The organism is Qipengyuania aurantiaca (genome assembly GCF_019711375.1).
Taxonomy (GTDB): domain Bacteria; phylum Pseudomonadota; class Alphaproteobacteria; order Sphingomonadales; family Sphingomonadaceae; genus Qipengyuania; species Qipengyuania aurantiaca.
In genome coordinates this window covers 2,721,165-2,744,422 of record NZ_CP081295.1, presented here as the reverse complement: position 1 = coordinate 2,744,422, position 23,258 = coordinate 2,721,165, and the positions used below count along the sequence as shown (strand labels likewise).

Below are 23,258 nucleotides of genomic sequence, written 5' to 3'. Positions count from 1 at the left end.
TGCTTCGGTAATCCAAGGGGAAAGACCAAAATGCCATCCGGCCTCGTAGCGCTGCTCGACGACGTTTCCATCATCGCCCGTACCGCAGCTGCATCGATCGACGATGTGGCGGCCGCTGCCGGGCGCGCCGGATCCAAGACCGCTGGGGTGGTGATCGACGATGCGGCGGTCACCCCGAGCTATGTCACCGGCCTGTCGCCCGCGCGCGAGCTGCCGATCATCTGGGCGATCACCAAGGGCAGCTTCAAGAACAAGCTGCTGATCCTGCTTCCCGGCGCGCTTCTGCTGAGCCAGTTCCTGCCCGGGGCGATCATCCTGATCCTGATGCTGGGCGGCGCATTTCTCTCCTATGAGGGTGCCGAAAAGGTGATGGAAAAGCTGGGCGGCGCCAAGCACGGCAAGACCGTTGACGACGTGATCGAGGACCCGGTTGCTTTCGAGAAGGAGCGTGTCGCGGGCGCGATCCGTACTGACCTGATCCTGTCCGCAGAGATCATGGCAATCGTCCTCAACGAACTCTCCAACGACCCTATAGCCGACTCTTTCATCGGTCGCGGGCTGGCGCTGGCCGTGGTGGCGATCGCGGTGACGGTGGTTGTATATGGCGCGGTCGCGCTGATCGTGAAGATGGACGACCTCGGCCTTCACCTTACCAAAAAGCCTTCGCAGGCCGCGCAGAATTTCGGGCATTTCCTGCTCAAGGCCATGCCGTGGCTGCTCACGGCGCTCTCCTTCATTGGCACCATCGCCATGCTGTGGGTCGGCGGCGGCATTATTGTTCACGGAACGCACGAGCTGGGCTTCGACCTGCTTTATGATCTGGCGCATGGCGCAGAGTACGCCGTCAAGGCCGCGACGGGGGCGCTTTCGGGCCTGTTCGGCTGGCTGACCTATGCCGCCGTTTCGGCGATCATCGGGCTCCTGCTCGGCTTCGTGATCGTCTTTCTGCTACACAAAGTCCTGAAAATCGGTCACACTGAGCACTGATCCGGGGGCAAACCGGAAAATAGGGGGGCGCAGACCCCAGGGCAAACGGGCTCGCAAAGCAACGTTACTTTGGCACGCGCTGGAGAGCGTGGGCCGTTGCCTGCGGATAAGGGGTTTTGCGCTTAACGATCCGGTTCCTGGCTGCGCTTTGGGCGCTTTCGCTTGCCGTCATGGCCGGACCGGCCCACGCGTCCGCCGTGCCGCTTTACGAGGCCAACTGCCTGCGCGGCTATGACACGGTGCAGCAGGCGCGCGAGGCCGACCCCGGCGCACTCGATTGCAGTGCGGACCGATACGGAGGCGAAGCGGATGTCTTTCGCATCGTCGCCAATGTGGAGCGATCGTTGCGCGCGCTCGACGGCCCGCTCCTGTGGCAGACCGATTCCGCCCTGTTCGAACGTATCGATCTGGCATTCTTCTATGCGGACGGCCAGACGCGGACCGTAAAGGTGACTCCGACCGACACGGTGGAGAGCTGGTACAGCGGCACGCGTTTCAGTGTGCCAGTCCCCGAGACCGGCGCTCCGCTTGCCCGTGTCGATGCGCTGGTTGTGCGTCCCTGGGCGAAAGCCACGCTTACCAATATGCGCGTGATCGAAGCAGCCGCGGCGCAGGCGCAGCACAGCAGCCGCGCGCAATTCGCCGCCCTGATATGCGGCCTGCTTCTTGCCACGCTGCTGTTCGACCTGTTCTATTTTCGATTGATCCGCGCGCGATTCCTGTCTTGGCACATCGGCCTGACCGCCGCGCTGCTGCTCTATGTGCTGGCCAATTCGGGTTTTGTCATCGAGGTCGTGCCGGCGATCTCGGCCAAGGCGCGCTACTTTCTCAACACCTTCAGCGTGGCGCTTGTCAGCGTGGCAGGGGTGGGATTCCTGCTCACCGTTCTCGAACTGCGCGTGGTGTCGCGCCGTATGCGAAAGGCGGCGTGGATTGCCGCGGCGCTGCCGGTTGTCGCCAAGCTGTTTTGCCTCCTGGACGCCGAATTGGTCCGGGATTACGCGCACACCGTGAGTTTGCTGTCGCTGCTTCCAGTTACCGCCATAACGCTAGCGATCCTCTACCTCGCCATCGTCCGGCGGAGCAGCATCTGGCCGCATTTGACCATCGCGTGGTCCGGAATGATCGTCGCCGGCCTAGTCCGCATGGCCTCCGATTTCGACCTGCTGCGGCAGGACAATCTGGTCGACGATGCCATGGTCCTCTCGGCTGCGCTCTTGGCGCTTGGCACGGCCGCAGCGGTCGCGCGGCGCACGCTGAACCTGCGCGTCCAGCGCGACCGTGCGCGGATCGAGGCGCTGCAGATGGGGCGCATGGCCTTTACCGATCCGCTGACGGGCCTCGGCAACCGCCGCGCCTTCGATCGGGTCATGGGGCTGCGGCGCGGCGAGGGCCTGCTGTTGATCGACATCGACCACTTCAAGGCAGTGAACGACGATCATGGTCACCTTGCGGGCGACAAGGTGCTCATCTTCGCAGCGCGCGCAATGCAGACGTGTTTCGAACGCGACAAATACGAGGCGCGCGCGTTCCGCATCGGCGGGGAAGAGTTTGCCATCGTCCTGCGCGCCGCATCGCGCGAGGACCTGCTCGCCGCCGCAGAATGCCTGAGAGGGCGGATTGAGGCGGGGCCGCGGGAGAACTCCGGAGAAATTCCCGCCGTCACCGCCAGCATCGGGGCGGCAGGGGGCTCCGATATGCGCCTCGTCGAAGCGGTCAAACTTGCCGATGCGGCCCTGTACGAAGCGAAGAATTCGGGGCGCAACGCGGTGCGAGCACGCTATGTGGCGAAGAGCGCCGCGCACAAGCCTGCGGCTAATGACCGCGCTCGCGCAGCCAAAACGGACAGGTTGGCCTAGTCCAGCCGCTGAAGCAGTCTGCGGGCAAATTCGGACAGGGTATCGTCGCGCGCGCCCATGACCACGATGCGGTCACCGGGGCGAGAGAGGTTGACCAGCCGGTCCTCCACCGACTTGCGCGTGGGGATGTATTCGGCCCGACCACCAGCCTCTTCCACCAGCCTGACGATCCGTTCGCTGCCTTCGCTGCGGTCGACCGTGCCGCCGAAGTAGACCGGGTCGCACATGAGCACGCGGTCGTCCTCTGCCAGTTCATCGGCAAAGACCTGCGCGAGTTCTTCGCCCATCTGGCGCAAGGGGCCGTACCCATGCGGCTGGAAGAAGGCGAGGACACGGCCCGGATGCGCGCGAAGGGTGCGCAGGGTGGCCGCGCATTTTTCCGGGTTGTGTCCGAAATCGTCGATCACCGTGATGGCCGCGTGGTTCGTGCCCACGATGTCGAACCGGCGCGCAAGACCGTCAAACCCGGCCAGCGCCTCGACCGAGGCAGCGACGGGTACGCCTGCCGCCGCCGCGCCCGCTATGGCCGCCAGCGCGTTGGAAAGGTTGTGACGCCCCGGCATGTTGAGGCGCAGCGCGTGTTCGGACTTGTCGTGGCGGTCAATCACCATCGCCGCCTGCCGCACCGGACCTTCCGCAATGCTGTCCGGCACGATGCCGATCTGCGCCTTGTCCTGCTCGATCCCGAAGGTAATCACGTCCTTCGCCTGCGGGAGCAGGGCCAGCGCCTCCTCGTCGTCGGCGTTGATCACCGAAATACGGCTACGCGAGAGATAATCGCCGAACAGCTGGCGCAATTCCTCCATGCTCTTGTGGTCGAGGCTGACGTTGAGCAGCACGCCTACGGCAGGGCGGTAAAGGGCGATCGAGCCGTCGCTTTCGTCGACCTCGCTTGCATAGATGCTCTGGCTACCCACCACGGCACTGGCAAAGGGGCGTTCGGGCGAGACGAAGTTCTTCATCACCGCGCCGTTCATGATCGTCGGCGCGCGGCCGGTCGCCTCGAGAATCCAGCCCAGCATCCCCGTCACGGTCGACTTGCCGCTGGTCCCGGCGACCGCAATTCCCGCCCCGCTCGTGTTGAAGAGGATGGAATTGAGCTCGGCGCGGGTCAGGCGCAGGCAGCCAAGTTCGTTGGCGCGGCCGATTTCCGGCACGCTGTCCTCGATCGCGGCGGAGGCGACCACAATCTGCTCGGCCGAAACGATGCCGCTGCCGTCCTGCGGGTGAAGCTGGAAACCCTGCCGTTCGAGCGCGGCGAATTTCTCCGGCGTGCGCCCTTGGTCGAAGCTGCGGTCGGAGCCGCCGACTTCGCATCCGCGGCCCTTGAGGATCTGCGCCAGGGGCAGCATACCCGATCCGCCGATGCCGACGAAGAAGAAGGGGCGCGCGAAAAGCTCATCTGGGCTGGGGAAGTCGGTCATTGCGGCTTCGCTATGCAGTTGTAAGCGCAATGACAAGCAGGCATGGTCGCACCCGTGCACCGACCGATCCGAAAAGTGGCGATCTGCGCCCCCGCGACACCGCTCAAACGCAAATACGCCGAGGCCGTTTTGGCGCTGGCAGCGGAGGAGTTTCCGGACATCGCGCTTCATTTCCACGAGCAATGCTTCGTCGAAGAAGGGCATTTCGCCGGGGCAGACGCGGTGCGGCTCGCCGCCTTGCTCGAATGCGCGAACGACCCTGTTTTCGACGCCGTGTGGTTTGCCAAGGGGGGGTATGGGTCCAACCGCGTTGCCGCGGACTTCATCGGCCAGGTCCAGCCCACCGCGCGCGAGAAGGCGTTCCTTGGTTATTCGGACATGGGTTTCCTTCTAGGCGCGCTCTACCGTGCCGGTATCGGACAACCGATACACGCGCCGATGCCGGTGGATATAAAACGCGAGGGCGGGGAAGAAGCGATCCGCCGCGCGCTCGGCTGGATGGCGGGCGAGGATGCCGGGCTGGAGCCCTCGCTGTCCGGCAGGCCGGTAACGGCTTTCAATCTCTACACGCTCGCGATGCTGGTCGGCACGCAATTCACGCCGTCGCTCGAAGGGCACGAGGTGCTGATCGAGGAGGTGGGCGAATACGAATATGCCATCGACCGGCTGATGTTCCATCTGGTCGAGCATTTGCACGGCGTCGCGGGCATACGGCTCGGCGAAGTCACCGCCGTGCCCGAGAACGACCGGCCCTTCGGCGCTAACCCTGAAGAGATCGTGCGCGGATGGTGCGAACGCTACGGCATCGAATACCTCGGGCGCGCGGCGATCGGTCACACCTCTGCCAACAGGATCGTCCCCTTCGGCCTTGAGGCTTGCGGCGCACGCGCCTAAGCGGCCCCGCACAAGGAGAGATTCATGACTGCATTCATCTTCCCCGGTCAGGGGAGCCAGAAAGTCGGCATGGGCGTCGAGCTCGCCGAAGCCAGCGCGCACGCTCGCGAGGTGTTCGAGGAAGTCGACGACGCGCTGAATCAGAAACTTTCTGCGCTGATGAAGGACGGTCCGGAAAGCGAACTCACGCTGACCAGCAACGCGCAGCCCGCGATCATGGCGAATTCGATCGCCACTCTGCGGGTGCTCGAAAAGGAATTCGGCGTGGTGCTGGCCGACAAGGCGACCTGCGTCGCGGGTCACTCGCTCGGCGAATATTCGGCGCTTTGCGCTGCCGGCGCCTTTGGCCTGTCCGAGACTGCCAAGCTGCTGCGCCTGCGCGGCATCGCCATGCAGGACGCCGTGCCGATTGGCGTCGGCGCAATGGCCGCGCTGCTCGGCGCCGATATCGAGAAAGCCACCACGCTTGCCGAAGCGGCGGCCGAGGGTCAGGTGTGCGAGGTCGCCAACGATAACGACCCCACGCAGGTCGTGATCTCGGGCCACGCCGAAGCGATCGACCGCGCTATCGAAATGGCCAAGGAACACGGCATCAAGCGCGGCATCAAGCTGCCCGTCTCCGCGCCGTTCCACTGCTCGCTGATGGAACCGGCGGCCCAGCGCATGAAGATCGCGCTCGCCGATACGGCGCCCGTCGCCTTCACCGTGCCGCTCTACGCCAATGTCACCGCCGCCCGCGTCACCGACCCGGCGGAAGAACAGGCGCTGCTGGTCGACCAGGTCACCGGCCGAGTGCGCTGGCGCGAAAGCGTGCTTGCCATGCAGGAGGCGGGCGTGGAGCGTTTCGTCGAGCTGGGCGGCAAGGTGCTCGGCCCGATGGTTGGCCGCATTGCAAAGGAGGCGACCACGGTCAGCCTCGTCACCATGGAAGACCTTGAGAATTTCGCGAAGGAGAACGGCTGATGTTCAATCTCGAAGGCAAGACCGCCCTCGTCACCGGTGCCAGCGGCGGCATCGGCAGTTCAATCGCCTATGCGCTCGCCCGCCAGGGCGCGCGGCTCGCGCTCTCTGGCTCGAACGGCGACAAGCTGCGCGCCTTTCGCGAACAGCTCAACGCGGACACTGGCGGCGACCATGTCGAAATCACTTGCAATTTGTCCGACACGACGCAGGTCGAGGAACTGATTCCGGCTACCGTCGACACGCTCGGCAGCATGAATATTCTCGTCAACAACGCCGGCATCACGCGCGACAATCTCGCAATGCGGATGAAGGACGAGGAATGGGACGAGGTGATCCGCATCAACCTCGAAGCGAGCTTCCGCCTGATGCGCGCCAGCGCGCGCCCGATGATGAAGGCCAAGGGTGGCCGCATCATTTCGATCACCAGCGTCGTCGGCCACACCGGCAACCCCGGTCAGATGAACTACGTCGCCGCCAAGGCAGGCCTGACCGGCATGAGCAAAAGCCTCGCGCAGGAACTCGCCAGCCGCAACATCACCGTCAATTGCGTTGCCCCCGGTTTCATCCGCACCGCGATGACCGATGCACTGAACGACGATCAGAAGGCCGCCATCAACGGCCGCATCCCAATGGGCCGCATGGGCGAGGGCGACGAGATCGGCGCAGCAGTCGCCTATCTCGCCAGCGACGAAGCCGCTTACGTCACGGGCCAGACGATCCACGTCAACGGCGGCATGGCGATGCAGGGGTAATTCCACTTATCCCCAAGGGAAAACCGCTCGTTAGCGCGGGAAGCTTGCGAGCCATGCCAGCATGGCTAAGGTCAATATCCGTATTCCGGCGCTGGTGGAGCGATTCCGGCCTTCACCGCGCCCAAAAGGGACGAAAGAAGGACCATGAAGGCCACAATCGAACGCGCGACGCTGCTGCGCTGTCTCTCCCACGTCCAGTCCGTGGTCGAACGCCGCAACACCATCCCGATCCTCTCGAACGTGTTGATCGAGGCGGAAGGCAATGGCCTGCGCGTCATGGCGACCGACCTCGACTTGCAGGTGGTCGAACATATCGAAGCCGCCAGCGTCGAAAGCGACGGCGCGATCACGGTTTCGGCCCACCTCCTGTTCGACATCGCCCGCAAACTGCCCGAAGGCAGCCAGGTGAGCCTCGAAACCGCGGAAAACCGAATGGACGTGAAGGCCGGTCGCAGCCGCTTCAAGCTGCCGACCCTGCCGCGCGACGATTTCCCCGTGATCGTGGAAGGCGATCTGCCGACCAGCTTCTCGCTGCCCGCCAAGACGCTGGCCGAAATGATCGACCGCACGCGCTTCGCCATCTCGACCGAGGAAACCCGGTACTACCTCAACGGCATCTTCCTGCACGTATCGGACGAAGACCAGCCGGTCCTCAAGGCCGCGGCAACCGACGGCCACCGCCTCGCGCGCTTCACGCTGACCCGCCCGGAAGGCGCCGAAGGCATGCCCGACGTGATCGTTCCGCGCAAAGCCGTGGCCGAACTGCGAAAGCTGCTCGACGAGAAGATGGATGGCGACGTCAAGATCGACCTCTCGGCCAGCAAGATCCGCTTCACCCTCGGCGGCGAGGGCGGCGTGGTGCTGACCAGCAAGCTGATCGACGGCACCTTCCCCGACTACTCGCGTGTCATCCCGACGGGCAACGACAAGCTGCTCAAGATCGACCCGAAGAGCTTCTTCGCCGGTGTAGACCGCGTGGCGACCATTGCCACCGAGAAGACCCGCGCCGTCAAGATGGGCCTCGACAAGGACCGCGTGACGCTGACTGTCACCTCGCCCGACAACGGCACGGCTTCGGAAGAGCTGGCGGCCGAATACGGCTCGGACGGCTTCGAGATCGGCTTTAACGCCGGTTACCTGAAGGACATCCTCAGTCAGATCGACAGCGACCAGGTGGAAATCCACCTCGCCGATGCCGGTGCGCCGACGCTGATCCGCAAGAACGACGACAGCCCCGCGCTTTACGTCCTCATGCCGATGCGGGTCTGAGACCCCTCGCAATTGCCGTGACCTGCCGCTAGCGTCCTCCTCAAAAGTGGGAGAGACGCGATGCAGCAGGTTCATGTCCAGAAGTCCGATCTGACCAAGGCCGATGTGGTCGAACGGGACGACGGAGCTCTTGCCGAGGGCGCGGTGCGGCTTGCCATCGAAAGCTTTTCGGTCACGGCTAACAACGTGACCTACGCCGTGGTGGGTGACGGCTTCGGCTACTGGAACTTCTTCCCCGCGCCGGAGGGCAGGGGCATCGTCCCCATGTGGGGGCACGCGCGGGTAATCCAGAGCAACCATCCCGAATTTGCCGAGGGCGAGCGGGTCTATGGCTATCTGCCGATGGCGAGCCATCTCGATGTCGTGCCGGGCAAGGTCAGCGCGGGCGGTTTCGTCGACATGGCCGAGCATCGCCAGCCGATGAGCCCGATCTACAACCAGTATTCGCGCCTTGCCGCCGACCCGGAACACGACCCGGACCGCGAGGGCGAGCGGATGCTCTTCGGCCCGCTGTTCAGGACCGGCTTCCTGATCGAATATTTCATGCGCGCCGAGGACTGGTTCGGGGCGCAGCAGATGATCCTGACCAGCGCCTCGTCCAAGACCGCGATGGGCCTCGCGAGCGTGGCCAAGCGGCGGTCGCCGAATGTGAAACGGGTGGGGCTGACCTCACCGGGCAATGTGGAATTCGTGAAGGCCAGCGGGCTTTACGACGACGTGCTTGCTTATGACGCCGTAGGAAACCTCGCTGCCGTGCCCAGCGTCACGGTCGATTTCGCGGGTAACGCCAAACTTCTTGGCGCACTCCACCACCATTTCGGGGACGATCTCAAGTACTCCTGCCTCGTCGGCGCGACTCATATCGAGGAGCGCGGCGGCGGAATGGGCGCAGGCGGCGATCTGCCCGGGCCGACTCCGACCTTGTTCTTCGCGCCCGACCATGCGGTGGCGCTGTTCAAGGAGCAGGGGTACGAAAAGGCGGGTGCCATGGTGGCCGAGAGCTGGCGCGGCTTTCTCGAAGATGCCGGCGGCTCCATCGCAATCGAGCGCCGCAGCGGCCTCGAAGCCGCGCGCGACACCTTCGTCGAGATGGTGGGCGGCAGCGTCGATCCCGCCAAGGGGATCGTGATCGAACCCTAGATCTCGATCCCGATCTTGCCGAAGTGACTGCCGCTTTCCTGGTGGCGGAAAGCATCGGCAAGGTCCTCAAGCGCGAAAATATCGCTCACCTGTGGCTTGATCCCGTTGGCCTCGATGGCCGCGATCATGTCCTGCTGCATAGCGCGGCTGCCGACGGTGAGGCCCTGCACAATTAGGTTCTTGGAGAACAGCAGTGCGGTCTGCACCGGCCCCGCTATGCCGGCCAGCACTCCAATCAGCGCGACATGGCCGCCGACGCGGGTGGCCAGCATCGACTGGTCGAGCGTCCCGGCGCCGCCGATCTCGACCACGCAATCCACGCCGCGTCCGCCGGTGAGTTCGAGCGCCTTGGGCCCCCAGGCCTCGACCTCCTTGTAATTGATCAGGTGATCGGCCCCGAGCGCCTTCACCTGTTCCAGCTTCTCGTCGGAGGAACTTGTCGCAATCACCGTCGCTCCGGCGGCCTTGGCGAACTGCAGCGCGAAGATCGACACACCGCCCGTGCCCTGCACCAAGACGGTGTCGCCGGGCTTGAGCTTGTAATCGACGAAGAGCGCGCGCCATGCGGTCAGCCCGGCGCAGGTCAGCGTCGCCGCCTCGACATGGCTGAAGGCCTTGGGTGCGCGGGTGAACCAGTGTGTGGGCGCGGTGATCGCCTGCCGCGCATAGCCATCGATCCCGTCACCCGGCACGCGGGTGAAGGCCGTTTGCGGCGGCCCACCGTCCAGCCACTCGGGAAAGAAGGTGCTGACCACGTGATCGCCCGTGGCGAACTCGGTGACGCCGTCGCCGACCGCGGTGACCACGCCCGCGCCGTCCGACATGGGGATGCGGCCCTCGGTCGTCGGGATCATGCCCTTGACCACGGCGTAGTCGTGATAGTTGAGCGAGCTCGCCTTCAGCTCGACCGAGATTTCTCCCGGTCCGGGAGCAGCAGGGTCTTCGATATCGACCCAGGCAAGCGCGTCGAGGGTGGAGGGCGTGGCGCCGGTACGAATCGCTTTCATTCGGCCGCCTCCGCTAGTTCGGCGCGCTGCGGCCCGCGGATCAGGCCGCCGGGCGTCTCGCCGGTCCATTCGCCTTCGCGGAAAGTCACTGTCCCGTTCTTGATCGTGGCGACATAGCCTTCCGCCTTCTGCAGCAAGCGTTTGCCGCCCGCCGGTAGGTCGAAAGCGAGCCACGGTTTGCCGAGCTTGAGGCGCTCCATGTCGATCACGTTGACATCGGCGAGATACCCGGGTGCCAGCACGCCGCGATCCTCCAGCCCATAGAGCCGCGCGGTATCGGCGCATTGCCGCTTGATGGCGTTCTCCAGGCTGATGGTCCCGCGCGAACGATCGCGCACCCAGTGTTGCAGCATGAAGGTGGGCGAGGCCGCGTCGCAGATCGTGCCGCAATGCGCGCCGCCGTCGGAGAGGGAATTCACCGTGTCGTCGGCATGCTGCAGATCGTGAAGAAAATCGAGATTGCCGTCGGCATAATTGAGGATGGGTAGGTAGATGAAGCCCTTGCCATCGTCGCTGCAGAGCAGGTCATAGGCGTATTCGTCGCCCGACTTGCCCGCCGCCTTCGCGCGTTCGAGGATGCTTTCCGCCGCGGTCGGTTCGTAGTTGAAGTCGGGGTCCATCTCGAACTGCATGTTCCAGCCGCCGCAGACCACCATGATCAGGCCGATGATATCCTGATTGACCTCGGAAAAGTCGTGCTGCTCGGCCAACATCCGGGCCTTGAATTCGGGATCGAACAGCTTCGCCTTCTGCTTCTCCCACGGCAGGTCCTCGATCTCCTTCCAGCTCGGCTTGAGGCGGAAGGGATGCACCGTGCCGCGCCAAGCCATGACGATGCCGTTTCCGCGCAGGGCGATCTGCGCGACGATATTGGCGCCGTTGTCGTTCTCCGCGCGCATGGACGAAATTTGCTCGTCGAGCGGCATTTCCTTCGCGATCGATTGCAGCGCGGCATAGGTGCAGGGCAGGCCGGTTTCGCGGCTCAGCGCGCCCATCCAGCCGAACTCGTCCCAGTCGCGCATCATGTCGCTGGCCATTTCGAAGACGCCGTGGCCCGCGCGGCCCATCGCGCGACCGATTTCGATGAGCTCTTCCTTGGTCGCCGTGGTGCCGGGGACGACCTCGCCATCGACATCGCGGTGGAGGACGGTGCGCGAGGTGGAGAAGCCCAAAGCCCCGGCGCGCACGCCTTCCTCGACGATAGTCGCCATCTGCCGGATATCGTCCTCGGTTGGGACCGCACCGGGACGCTCGCGCTCGCCCAGCACATAGGCGCGGACCGAGCCGTGCGGGACATGGGTGCCGACATCGACCGTGCGCGGCAGCTTCTCGAGCGCGTCGAGATATTCGGGGAAGGTCTCCCAGTCCCAGCTCATCCCCTCGGCCAGAGCGGTGCCGGGAATATCCTCCACGCCCTCCATCAGGCCGATCAGCCATTCGTGTTTGTCGGGCTTGGCCGGCGCAAAGCCTACGCCGCAATTGCCCATCACGACCGTGGTCACGCCGTGCCAGCTGCTGGGGGCCATCTCCTGGTCCCAGGTCGCCTGACCATCGTAATGCGTGTGAATGTCGACGAAGCCGGGGGTTACCAGCATGCCCGATGCGTCGATTTCCTCCGCCGCATCGCCCGACACCTCGCCGACCTGCGCAATCAGGCCGTCTTTTACCGCGACATCGCCGGTAAAGCGCGCCTCTCCGGTTCCGTCGACGATGGTTCCGCCGCGGATGATCAGGTCGAATGCTGGCATGGTGAATGCTCCTCTCTCTCGCGAGGGAAGGTTCCACATTGCAACTGGTCTGGCAAGAGGCCGTCAGGCCACCCGGTTACGCGGCGCGGCGGCTTTCCGCTTCGGTCGAGGGCGCGTCGAGGAAGGCGCGCAGGCTCGCCACGCTTTCGTCGGCATGGGTGAGCAGGAACAGGTGGCCGCCGCCTTCAAACACTTCGAGGCGCGAGTTGCGGATCATGGTGTTGAGGATCTTGCCGTTCACGAGCGGCACGATCTGGTCCTCGTCGCCCATCATGATCAGCACTTCCTTGTCCATGAAGGGCAGGGCGGGAAGGCTGGTCCAGCCGAGCATGGCGACGAGCTGGTAGAGATAGCCGCGCGGGGAGGGCGGCTTGAGGCGACCGATATGGTCTTCCTTGCTGCCCGGCCGCTTGGTCATGCCGCCGTAAAGCGTCATGAAATGCTCGTTCATGAACTTCGGATCCACGTAGCGGCGGGGGTTGGCCATCTTGCTGAGCGCGGCCGGATTGCCCGGCACCATCAGCATGCCGGCCGTGGTCGCCACCAGCACGAGACGGCGCGTGCGGCCCGGATGCTGGAGCGCAAAGTGCTGCGCCATCGCACCGCCCCAGCTCACGCCCATGACGTCCACCTCCTCGACGCCGAGCTGGTCTAGGATCTGCGTCGCCGTCCAGCTCATGGTGAAGGGATTGTAGGGAACGGTCGGGTCGGGGCTTTCGCCCGTGCCCGGCATGTCGAACATGATGAAGGCGCGCTCGGTCAGCCGCTCGGCCAGCGGGGCGACGGCTTCGATATTGGCGCCGATGCCGTTGAAAAACAGGATCGGCGCGTGGTCCGAAGGCTTGTCCAGACGCCAATGCGCTACCCGCAAGGTGCGACCGCCTGCCTCGATCATCTCGATCTTCGCGGTCATGGGTTCGTCCTTCGAAGCGGTCACACGCAATCCTTTTTCAACCTAGCAGGCTTCCATAACGTAGAGTCCGGGGGCGGGGTCCAGTGGCTTGAACTCCTTGTTCCCCGTTTTCGCCGGAGCCTTCTTCTTCTCGCCAGCGCGGGTCTGCAGCCAGTTCATCCAGTAGGGCCACCACGAACCGGCGACCTCTTCCGAACCTTCCAGCCACTGGTCCGCCGTCTCGGGCAGTTTCTTCTTCGCATCCTTCTGGATGTAGTACCTTGCCTTGGGGTTACCCGGCGGGTTCAGAATCGCCTGCATGTGCCCGGAATGCGACAGAACGTAGGTAATGTCCTTCGAACCGAACAGGCGGGTGGAGCGATAGGTGGCTTTCCACGGGGTGATGTGATCGGTCACGCCGCCGAGGATGAAGAGGTCGCTGGTGACCTTGGAAAGGTCGATCTTGTGGTCGACCATCTCGACCTCGCCTTGCTTGGTGAAGGCGAGCGTTTCGAACACGGTCAGGAAATCGCCCATCAGCGCGCCCGAAAGATTGGTCGCGTCGGCGTTCCAGAAAAGCACGTCGAACGCCGGTGGGTCCTGCCCGAGCAGGTAGTTGTTGATGACGTAGTTCCAGATGAGGTCGTTGGGCCTCAACCAGGCGAAACCGCGTGCAAGATCGTCGCCCTTGATCACGCCCTTCTTGGAAGCGCGACGGCGGGCGAGGGCGAGGCCGTTCTCGCTCACCAGCGAGCCAGCCTCGATATCGTTCTGCTTGGGATGGAGGACGCAGACCATCAGCGTCAGCGCGCCGAGCAGATCGTCCTCGTCGGCGGCCATCTTGCTGGCCAGCATTGCGGCGGTTTGCCCGCCCGAACAGCCGGCCGAGACATTGACCTTCTTCGAACCGGTGATCTTGGAGACCGCCTCCATCGCCTCGCGGCAGGAGCGGACGTAATCGGCCATATCCCACTCGCCCTGTTCGGGGGTGGGGTTCTTCCAGCTGATGACGAATGTCTGGATGCCGTTGTCGACCTGGTATTTCACCACCGATTTTTCAGGGGACAGGTCGTTGATGTACATCTTGTTGATCTGCGGCGGGATGGTGAGCTGCGGGATCTCGTAGACCTCGTCCGTCGTCGGCGCGTAATGCACCAGCTCCATCATCTCGGTGCGCAAGACGACGTCGCCCTTAGAGGTCGCGATATTCTCGCCCAGCTTGAATGGCTTCTTGTCGACCTGGCTGACCATGCCCTTGTTGTGGACCATGTCGTCGTAGGCGTTCTTAAGGCCCTTCACGAGAGAGAGGCCGCCACTGGTGATCGCCATCTTCTGTGCGCTGGGGTTGCCGATCAGCGTGTTGGTGGGGGCAAGACTGTCGATGATGATGTTGGAGATGAAGCGCGCGCGGTCCTTTTCCAGCTCGTCGAGCTCCAGGTCCTCAAGCCACCGGGAAGCGCCCTTCTGGACCGCTAGGTAATACTGCATCCCGGCGCGCATGAAGGGGTTGTACTGCCAGGTCGGATCCTGGAACCGGCGATCCTTGGGATCGGGGGCGAGGTCGCTCTTTCCAGTCATGATCTTGATCATGTCCTCGCCCATCGCCTGGCTGTGTTTCATCAGCCGCTGCGGATCGGAAGCCGTTTCGCGCAGCATCACGGCGACCGCGCCAAAAATATCCTCGCGCGTGAGGCCGATTAGCGGGCCGAGGGCGCTGGTGTGCTGGGCAGCTTCGTCTTCGAGCCTAGGCATGGGCGGGTCTATCCTCTTTTATGGCGTTTCAAGCTGAACGAGTGGTGCGACCCTGCCGTTCCGAATGCGTTACCTTAGCGCGGCAATCATGCTTTCGATATCGACGAATTTCTCGCGCGGCGAGCCGGTTCGGGCAGCCGCGTTCTCGGCCTCTTCGATCCGCTGCCAGTCGCGGAAGGTGACAATGTCGAGACCGCGGTCCTCGGCCAGCGCGTCGAAACCGTCGCGGCCACGCTTGCGCGCCCCCATGCCGATGTCTTCGGCGACGAGTTCGATGACGCCATACCCGTCGGGGCGGTTGGTGCCGATGGTCCCGGTGGGACCGCGCTTGGCCCAGCCGACGCAATAGAGGCCCGGAAGGATGCGGCCCTCATCGTTGGCGAAGCGTCCGGCGCGCTCGTCGAAGGGCACGCCTTCGATGGGCGAAGAACGGTAGCCGATGCAGGTCACGACCAGATCGGCGGGCACGATGTAGGTGTCGCCCGTGCCGACCGCGCGGCCTTTCTCGATAGTGGTGCGCTCGACCTCGACACCTGTCACCTTGCCCGAAGAACCGACAATTGCCTTCGGATTGGCGAAGAAGTCGAACTCGATGGTGATGGGCTTTTCGCCATAGATACTCTGGGGAATGGCGGCGAATTCACGCAGCAGCGTGACCGATTTGCGCAGGCCCGGTTCGAGGATCGCGTCGTCGCCTTCTGCCGGCAGGTCGGCCTCGGCTACGAAGGGGCTGGCGCGTTCGAGGTGCATGAGCTCGCCCAATTCCTTGGGTGTCATCATGATCTGGTGCGGCCCGCGTCGTCCGAGGATGGTGATCGTCTCAAGGTTCGATCCGGCCAAGGCCTCGAGCGCATGGGTGACGATATCGGAGCCTTCGAACTCGCTGTCGGTCTTGGAGAGGATGCGTGCCACGTCCAGCGCGACATTGCCCATGCCGATGACGACCGCGTGCCGGCCCGACAGGTCGGGATTGAGCTGCGCAAACTGCGGATGGCCGTTGTACCAGCCCACGAAGGCGGCGCTGCCGAAGACATTGCCCAGATCCTCGCCATCGAGGCCGAGCGTGCGATCGTGCGGCGCACCGGTGGCGAGGATGACCGCGTCGTAGAGGTCTTGTAATTCGCCAATGGAGACGTCCTTGCCGACCGATACATTGCCGACGAAGCGCACGTTGTCGGTCAGCGCGGTCTTCTCGTACCGCATGGCCACTTTCTTGATCGACTGGTGATCGGGTGCGACACCGGTGCGGATGAGGCCATAGGGAACCGGCAGGCTGTCGAAGACATCGACCCGCACATCCTCGCCCCATTGCTTGCCCGCCGCTTCAGCCGTGTAATAGCCGGCCGGACCCGAACCCACGATGGCGATATGGCGCATTGACGATCGTCTCCCAGCGACTTGGCGGCACCTTGCCGCGCAAGGCGGGCCGAGGCAAGCGTTGCCGGTGAAGCCGCGGCTTCTCGGCGATCCTATGGTTATGCAATTGGTAAGGAATTTTGCGTAGTGGAGGACCTCATAAGGATGCCCGTGCAAGCGGGCGAAGCATGGGGTCGGTAACGGGGTCGAATGGCAGGCTTCTTTTCGAGAACTGCGAAAGCTGTGCGGTCAGGAGACGACCACGGCCAGTGCGAGCCGATCGCGCTGAACGACCACGCGCGCCGCATCGAACTTCTCGAAAGCTTCGAAAAGTCGGGCCTCGGCTGGTTCTGGGCCAGCGATGCGCAGGGACGGCTGATCTATCTCTCGCAAGGCGCCATCGAACTGCTGCAGTCGACCGAGGACGAGCTCTACGGCACGCCGGTCACCGACCTGTTCCATGTCGACAAGGGCGACCGCGAAGAGGATGCCGAGCGCGAAGTGCGCCCGCTCGCCTATTATCTCAGCGCCCGCAACTCGATTTCCAACCTGCGCGTGAAGATGCCGATACGCGGCGAGGATCGTTACATCGAACTTGCCGGAAAACCCCTCTTCGATCGCAGCAACCGGTTTTCGGGCTATCGCGGTAGTGCCAAGGACGTGACGGCGCAGCGCGAGACCCAGCGCGATGCGGAGCGGCTTTCGCAATACGATTCCCTCACCGGCCTCGCCAATCGGCACCGGATGCACAAGCAGCTCGATGCCAAGCTGAAGCACTTCCGTAATGACAAGCGCGTCTGCGCGCTGATGATGGTCGATCTCGACCGTTTCAAGCAGGTTAACGACACGCTGGGCCACCCGGCGGGCGACGAATTGCTAAAGCAGGTGGCGGCGCGGCTGGGACAGATTTTCGGCCACCGGGGCGAGATCGGGCGTTTGGGCGGCGACGAGTTCCTCATCATGCTGCCCGATGTCGACGACCGCGGCGAGCTGGGCGATCTCGCCGCGCGCGTCATCCAGATGATTGCGCAGCCCTATTCGATCAACGGCTCGCGCGCGATTATCGGCGTGTCGCTCGGCGTGGCGATTGCGCCCTATGACGGGCTCGACGCTGAGGAGCTGATCAAGGCAGCCGACCTTGCGCTTTACGCCGCGAAGGGCGGGGGCAGGGGCCAGTACCGCTTCTATTCCAGCGAGCTGAAAGACGGGGCCAAGTTCCGCCGGATGCTCGAAGAGGACTTGCGCGACGCGCTCCACAAGGACGAGCTGGTCATGCATTACCAGCCAATCGTGAAGGCAAAGGATTACAAGCTTTCCGGCTTCGAGGCGCTGATCCGCTGGGACCATCCGGAACGCGGTTTCGTGCCGCCCGATGTCTTCATCTCCTGCGCCGAGGATATCGGCATGATCTCGGAGATCGGCGAGTGGGCGCTGCGCAAGGTGTGCGAACAGGCGCAGCAATGGCCGGTCGAACTACGCGTCGCCGTCAACGTCTCGCCGACTCAATTCGCCAATGACGATTTCGTCGCGGTGGTCCAGCGCGCGCTGCAGAGTTCTGGCCTCGCCCCGAATCGCCTCGAGCTGGAAATCACCGAGAGCGTCTTTGCCGGCGACGAGGAGCAGACGCTCAAGATATTCCATGCGCTGAAAGACCTTGGCGTGCGGCTGGCGCTGGACGATTTCGGGACCGGCTACAGCTCGATGAGCTATCTGCGTCACGCGCCGTTCGACAAGATCAAGATCGACCAGAGCTTCGTGCGCGGTTCGACCGAGGAAGGGAACAACAACTCGGCGATCATCAGCGCCATCGTCAGCCTCGCGCGCGCGCTCAAGATGGAGACGGTGGCCGAGGGAACCGAGACGAAGGACGAGCTCGAACTCGTCATCAAGCGCGGCGCCAGCCACATTCAGGGCTACATATTCTCGCGTCCCATCACGCATGAGGAGGCGCTGGAACGGCTCGATAAGGGCGAGCTGGTCTACGAGCCGCGAGGCCCCGAAAAATATCGCGCAGAGCGCAAGACCGTGCTGCGCAAGATCGGGATCATCCACGACGACCACCGCTATCAGGTGACCTTGCGCAACATTTCCAAGACCGGTGCGCGGGTGGAAGGCCTGCTCGATGTCCCGGTTGGCACCGCTTTCGTCCTCGATCTTGGCGACGGGCAGCTCGCCGTTGCGACTGTGCGCCGTTCCAGAAAACATGTCATTGGCCTCGAATTCGAGACCCCGCTCATCAGCGACGGCGCCGACGGACTGTGCACCCGCCACCGCGTTTCGCCGTATGAGATCGAGGCCGCCGGAAGGCCCTTGGCAGCGCTGCCAAAAGATGCCTATGGAATGCTGGCGGGCGACAGGAATGGTCGCATTCTCAGCGTCCCGCGGTTCGCCGAAGTCGAGGGCTGACACCCCGGCTTCACGGGATTTCCGAAATCGTTCGAAGCGGCCTCGCGTTAGGCTTATACTAACCATTCCTCTCTATCCGGGATGAACCAAACAAGGCTTCGACGAGGTTGAGAGAGTATGGGGGCGATGCCCTTCACCGATTTCTTCAAGGGCCGCAAAGGTACCGAAGCTTCCGAGGAGGAAGGCCGGTACATTCCGCCCGCACCGGAGTTTTCCGGGTCGGACAAGCTGGCCATTGTCGAACAGCTGGAAAATTCCGGCGTCGCCTGTTTCTGGGCGACCGACGCACGCGGTGTGCTCTCCTATCTCAGCCCTGCCATCTACCAGCGCCTCGGGCGCAAGGCCGACAAGGCCTTCGACCAGCCGCTCCAGCATATTCTCGAGCCTGTGCCGGGCGACGGCGATGCCCGTTCGCTCGGCCTGAAGCTCGGCACCCGCAAGAGCTTTGCCGGGCTGACGGTGGAAACAGGTGATCCGCAAGCGGACCTAGTCCTGCGGATGTCGGGCCGCCCGCTCTACGACAATAACGACGAATTCGTGGGCTTCCGTGGCACCGCCACCGACATCACCGAGGAATTCCGCAGCGAAGAAGAGGCGAGCCGCCTCGCCAAGTTCGATTCGCTCACCGGCCTCGCCAACCGCCACCGGATGGAACACCGGATCGATTCCACGCTGCAGACCTTCCGCAGCGCCAAGCGCGCCGCTGCGCTGCTGATGCTCGATCTCGACCGCTTCAAACAGGTCAACGATACGCTGGGCCACGCAGCGGGCGACCAGCTTCTGCAGCAGGTTGCCGAGCGTCTGAACCAGGTCATTTCGGGCCGCGGCGAGATCGGTCGTCTTGGCGGCGACGAGTTCCAGATCCTGATTCCCGACATGGACGATCGCGGCGAGCTGGGCGAAATCGCCAAGAAGATCATCCAGATCCTTTCGCAGCCCTATTCGGTCGAGGAAGGCCGCTGCACCATCGGTTGTTCCGTCGGTATCGCTATCGCGCCTTACGACGGCGTCGAGCGCGACGAACTCACCCGCGCGGCGGACCTTGCGCTCTACGCCTCCAAGAACGGCGGGCGCGGCCAGTTCCGTTTCTACGCTGCCGATCTCGAGCACGAGGCGAACCTGCGCAAGCGCATGGAAGACGATCTTGCCGAAGCCATCGAGGCGGGCAATTTCACTCTCGAATACCAGCCCTGCGTCGAACTCGGCAGCAACAAGGTGGTCGCTCTCGAAGCGCAGTACTGCTGGGAGGACGAGGACCGCGGCCGGGTCAGCCAGGAAACCTTCATCCCCGTCGCCGAGGGCAGCCGCCTGATCATCCCGATCGGGGAATGGGCATTGCGCAAGGCGTGCGAAGAAGCGCACGAATGGCCCGAAAGCTTGCGCCTTTCGATCAATATCTCGCCGGTCCAGTTCGAAGCCAACGGTTTCGTCGACATGGTCGCCAAGATCCTCGATGAGACCGGTCTCGATCCGGCGCGCCTCGATCTCGAATTGGCGGAATCGGTGCTGCTCGGCGATGCGAGCAAGGTGGATGCCGCGCTCGGTGCGCTGTTCAAGCTGGGCGTGCGCTTGACACTCGACCAGTTCGGCACCGGCCTTTCCTCGCTCAGCTACCTGCGGCGCGCGCCCTTCAACGCGCTCAAGATCGGCGCCAACTTCTTCGAGCCCGTCATGGGCAACGACTTGGGCGACATGGAACTCGTCCGCGCTGTCGTCGCGCTGGCAGGTGCGATGGGTATGGAAACAGTCGCCACCGGCGTCCACGCCATGGACCTCATGGGCGAGCTCAGAAAGATCGGCGTCAGCCACGTGCAGGGCTTCGTTTTCTCCGAAGCGGTAAGCCAGAAGGCGGTGCTGGAGGAAATCGCGCAAGGCGATTGGATGCTCGAGCCGACCGACGCGGGCAGCCAGCGCGCCAGCCGCCGCACCGTCTTCCGAAAGATCGGCCTCATCCACGAAGACCACTATTACGACGTCACCCTGCGCAACATGTCGCGCTCCGGCGCCATGATCCAGGGGCTGGAAGACGTGCCCGTCGGCACGCAATTCGTGCTCGACTTCGGGCAGGGCCAGCTCGCCGTCTGCACCGTGCGCCGTTCGATGGATGACACGCAGGGCGTGGAGTTCGAGCAGGAACTGGTTGACGACGGGGCAGGAGGGCTGTGCACCCGTCACCGTGTTAACCCCTATGCGCTTGCCGCCGCAGGCGCTCCGCTCACGGCGCTTCCACCGGGCAAATACAGCCAGGCTCCACAGGCCGCCCCGGGCAGCTTCGCGCAGTTCAAGCTCTCCGCGAACGCTCCGAAACAGGGCGGCGGACCGCAGGAAAGCTGATCTCTCCAAGGTCGATTTCACTTATCGAATTTTCCGCGACGCGTTTGGCTTGCGAAGCGTAACGGCTGCCGCACGGTACGCGAAAAGCCGGATGTTACTCACGTCAACATCCAGGAATTTCGATCATGTTCTCCATCAAGGCCCTTGCCCCGCTCGCTCTGGCGATCGCTACCACCACCACCGTTCTCACCGCCGGTGTCGTTATCGCGCAGCCCGCTGCCGCCGCCCAGCTTCATTCGAAGGGCGCTTTCGTCGGCGACCGCGCCCATCCCGCCCAGGGTAAAGCGAGTGTCGTGCAGCTGAAAGGCGGCGGCTTCGGCATCAAATTGCATGATGACTTCAAGGTGCGTGGCGGCCCCGATCTTCGCGTCTGGGTCAGCGAATCCAAATCACCGACAGGTGGTCGTGCGGTCCGTGCAGCCGAGCATATCGACGTCGGCCGTCTCCGGTCTTCGAGCGGCGAGCAGATCTACCGCCTCCCCGCCGATCACGACCTCGCAAAAGCCCAGTCGGTCGTCATCTGGTGCCACGCCTTCGGCGTCTTCTTCGGTGCAGCCGCGCTACGCTGAGGCAAAAAGAGCTTTCCTACACGCATAGCTGCTGACACGGTCGTCGTTCGCCGCTAATTGCGCGGGCGATGACCGACCTTTCCAAGATCCGCAATTTTTCGATTATCGCGCATATCGACCACGGCAAGTCCACGCTGGCCGACCGGTTGATCCAGTTCTGCGGCGGGCTGACCGACCGAGAGATGTCCGAGCAAGTCCTTGATAACATGGACATCGAGAAGGAGCGCGGGATCACGATCAAGGCGCAGACCGTGCGCCTCAACTACACCGCCAAGGATGGCGAGACCTATGAGCTCAACCTCATGGACACGCCCGGCCATGTCGACTTTGCCTATGAAGTCTCGCGCAGCCTCGCCGCCTGCGAAGGCGCGCTGCTGGTGGTGGACGCGGCGCAGGGGGTGGAAGCCCAGACCCTCGCCAATGTCTACCAGTCGATCGAGCACGACCACGAGATCGTCCCCGTCATCAACAAGATCGACCTCCCCGCCGCCGAGCCCGACAAGGTGAAGGCGGAGATCGAGGACATCATCGGCCTCGACGCATCGGACGCCGTCCTCACCAGCGCCAAATCCGGCATCGGCATCGAGGACACCTTGGAAGCCCTCGTCGCCCGCATTCCCGCCCCCACGGGCGATCGCGAGGCGCCGCTCAAGGCCATGCTCGTCGACTCTTGGTACGACCCCTACCTCGGCGTCGTCATCCTCGTGCGCGTGATGGACGGGGTCATCAAGAAGGGCCTCAACGTCAAGTTCATGCAGGGCGGCACCCAGCACCTGATCGACCGCGTCGGCTGCTTCACCCCCAAGCGCGCCGACCTGCCCGAGCTCGGCCCCGGCGAGATCGGCTTCATCACCGCGCAGATCAAGGAAGTCGAGCAGGCCCGCGTCGGCGACACCATCACCACGGTCAAGAACGGCGCGGACAAGGCGCTGGCGGGCTACAAGGAAGTCCAGCCCGTGGTCTTCTGCGGCCTCTTCCCGGTTGACGCCGCCGATTTCGAGAAACTGCGCGAATCCATCGGCAAACTGCGCCTCAACGATGCCAGCTTCAGCTACGAGATGGAAAGCTCCGCCGCGCTGGGCTTCGGCTTCCGCGCCGGCTTCCTCGGCCTGCTGCACCTGGAGATCATCCAGGAACGCCTCTCCCGCGAATACGACCTCGACCTCATCACCACGGCCCCATCCGTGGTCTACCGCGTCCACCTCGCCCACACGAAGACGGAAGACGCCAAGGTCATCGACATCCACAATCCCGCCGACTGGCCGGACGTGAACCGCATCGACATGATCGAGGAACCGTGGATCAAGGCGGTGATCTACACGCCCGACGAATACCTCGGCTCCATCCTCAAGCTGTGCCAGGACCGCCGCGGCATCCAGACCGACCTGACCTATGTCGGCGGCCGCGCGCAGGTGAGCTACGAGCTGCCGCTGAACGAGGTGGTGTTCGACTTCTACGACCGCCTCAAGAGCATCAGCCGCGGCTATGCCAGTTTCGATTACGAACAGATCGGCCTGCGCGAAGGCGACCTCGTGAAGATGAACATTATGGTCAACAACGAGCCGGTCGACGCGCTGTCGCTGATCGTCCACCGCAGCGTGGCGGAAGAGCGCGGCCGCGGCATGTGCGAGCGCCTGAAAGACCTCATCCCGCGCCACCTGTTCAAGATCCCGATCCAGGCCGCGATCGGCGGCAAGATCATCGCCCGCGAAACCATCGCCGCCCTGCGCAAGGACGTCACCGCCAAATGCTACGGCGGCGACATCACGCGCAAGAAAAAGCTGTTGGAAAAACAGAAGAAGGGCAAGGCAAGGATGCGCGAGTATGGCAACGTGAGTATTCCCCAAGAGGCGTTCATCGCGGCGCTACGGATGGGGGAGGAGTAGTTCGCTACCTGCGGGGGACG

General features: G+C 63.8%; 17 protein-coding genes. 11 read left to right on the top strand and 6 right to left on the bottom strand.

Annotated features, from left to right (window positions below; translation table 11 throughout):
• Positions 1-30 precede the first annotated feature (30 nt).
• Both K3148_RS13340 and K3148_RS13335 read left to right on the top strand, forming a co-directional pair.
• Positions 31-987 (top strand): DUF808 domain-containing protein, encoded by a 957-nt coding sequence (locus K3148_RS13340; protein WP_221425244.1) that lies wholly within the window; start codon positions 31-33, stop codon positions 985-987.
• Positions 988-1,157: 170 nt separating this feature from the next.
• The gene (locus tag K3148_RS13335; protein ID WP_221425243.1) at positions 1,158-2,846 is read left to right on the top strand and encodes a GGDEF domain-containing protein; all 1,689 of its coding nucleotides are present in this window, start codon (positions 1,158-1,160) and stop codon (positions 2,844-2,846) included.
• On the opposite strand, the gene K3148_RS13330 is transcribed toward K3148_RS13335, so the two are convergent.
• Entirely contained in the window at positions 2,843-4,270 is a 1,428-nt protein-coding gene (locus K3148_RS13330) for a glutamate ligase domain-containing protein (protein ID WP_221425242.1), read from the bottom strand. The genes K3148_RS13335 and K3148_RS13330 overlap by 4 nt on opposite strands.
• Positions 4,271-4,312: 42 nt before the next feature.
• Here K3148_RS13330 and K3148_RS13325 point away from each other — a divergent pair, with 42 nt between their 5' ends.
• The 5 genes from K3148_RS13325 to K3148_RS13305 all read left to right on the top strand — a co-directional run bounded on the left by K3148_RS13325 (position 4,313) and on the right by K3148_RS13305 (position 9,288).
• Positions 4,313-5,164, top strand: a complete 852-nt coding sequence (locus K3148_RS13325) for an LD-carboxypeptidase (RefSeq protein ID WP_247711590.1) — start codon at positions 4,313-4,315, stop codon at positions 5,162-5,164.
• A gap of 24 nt (positions 5,165-5,188) precedes the next feature.
• On the top strand, positions 5,189-6,127 hold the full coding sequence (fabD, locus tag K3148_RS13320; protein ID WP_221425241.1) for an ACP S-malonyltransferase: 939 nt from the start codon (positions 5,189-5,191) through the stop codon (positions 6,125-6,127).
• Positions 6,127-6,879, top strand: a complete 753-nt coding sequence (gene fabG, locus K3148_RS13315; RefSeq protein WP_221425240.1) for a 3-oxoacyl-[acyl-carrier-protein] reductase — start codon at positions 6,127-6,129, stop codon at positions 6,877-6,879. The genes fabD and fabG overlap by 1 nt, the downstream gene beginning before the upstream one ends.
• A 144-nt stretch (positions 6,880-7,023) precedes the next feature.
• Positions 7,024-8,148 (top strand): DNA polymerase III subunit beta, encoded by a 1,125-nt coding sequence (gene dnaN, locus K3148_RS13310; protein WP_221425239.1) that lies wholly within the window; start codon positions 7,024-7,026, stop codon positions 8,146-8,148.
• Between the two features lie 60 nt (positions 8,149-8,208).
• The gene (locus K3148_RS13305; protein WP_221425238.1) at positions 8,209-9,288 is read left to right on the top strand and encodes a DUF2855 family protein; all 1,080 of its coding nucleotides are present in this window, start codon (positions 8,209-8,211) and stop codon (positions 9,286-9,288) included.
• Here the strand turns inward: K3148_RS13305 and K3148_RS13300 are convergent.
• From K3148_RS13300 to K3148_RS13280, 5 genes are all read right to left on the bottom strand, one after another.
• Positions 9,285-10,295 carry a zinc-dependent alcohol dehydrogenase family protein gene (locus tag K3148_RS13300; protein ID WP_221425237.1) on the bottom strand — a complete coding sequence of 337 codons (1,011 nt, stop codon included), beginning with the start codon at positions 10,293-10,295 and terminating at the stop codon, positions 9,285-9,287. The two genes, K3148_RS13305 and K3148_RS13300, sit on opposite strands and share 4 nt — an antisense overlap.
• Positions 10,292-12,043, bottom strand: a complete 1,752-nt coding sequence (locus K3148_RS13295; protein WP_221425236.1) for an N-acyl-D-amino-acid deacylase family protein — start codon at positions 12,041-12,043, stop codon at positions 10,292-10,294. The genes K3148_RS13300 and K3148_RS13295 overlap by 4 nt, the downstream gene beginning before the upstream one ends.
• A gap of 76 nt (positions 12,044-12,119) precedes the next feature.
• The gene (locus tag K3148_RS13290; RefSeq protein ID WP_247711589.1) at positions 12,120-12,956 is read right to left on the bottom strand and encodes an alpha/beta fold hydrolase; all 837 of its coding nucleotides are present in this window, start codon (positions 12,954-12,956) and stop codon (positions 12,120-12,122) included.
• Positions 12,957-12,998: 42 nt separating this feature from the next.
• A complete protein-coding gene (locus K3148_RS13285) occupies positions 12,999-14,687 on the bottom strand; it encodes a PHA/PHB synthase family protein (RefSeq protein WP_221425235.1) in 1,689 nt (562 codons plus the stop codon).
• Between the two features lie 69 nt (positions 14,688-14,756).
• On the bottom strand, positions 14,757-16,064 hold the full coding sequence (locus tag K3148_RS13280; protein ID WP_221425234.1) for an FAD-dependent oxidoreductase: 1,308 nt from the start codon (positions 16,062-16,064) through the stop codon (positions 14,757-14,759).
• Positions 16,065-16,286: 222 nt separating this feature from the next.
• Between K3148_RS13280 and K3148_RS13275 the strand changes: the two genes are divergently transcribed.
• From K3148_RS13275 to lepA, 4 genes are all read left to right on the top strand, one after another.
• The gene (locus K3148_RS13275; RefSeq protein ID WP_221425233.1) at positions 16,287-18,449 is read left to right on the top strand and encodes a putative bifunctional diguanylate cyclase/phosphodiesterase; all 2,163 of its coding nucleotides are present in this window, start codon (positions 16,287-16,289) and stop codon (positions 18,447-18,449) included.
• A gap of 126 nt (positions 18,450-18,575) precedes the next feature.
• Positions 18,576-20,783, top strand: a complete 2,208-nt coding sequence (locus K3148_RS13270; protein WP_247711588.1) for a putative bifunctional diguanylate cyclase/phosphodiesterase — start codon at positions 18,576-18,578, stop codon at positions 20,781-20,783.
• 125 nt (positions 20,784-20,908) lie between these two features.
• Positions 20,909-21,352, top strand: a complete 444-nt coding sequence (locus tag K3148_RS13265) for a DM13 domain-containing protein (protein WP_221425231.1) — start codon at positions 20,909-20,911, stop codon at positions 21,350-21,352.
• 68 nt (positions 21,353-21,420) lie between these two features.
• On the top strand, positions 21,421-23,238 hold the full coding sequence (gene lepA, locus K3148_RS13260) for a translation elongation factor 4 (protein WP_221425230.1): 1,818 nt from the start codon (positions 21,421-21,423) through the stop codon (positions 23,236-23,238).
• Positions 23,239-23,258 lie beyond the last annotated feature (20 nt).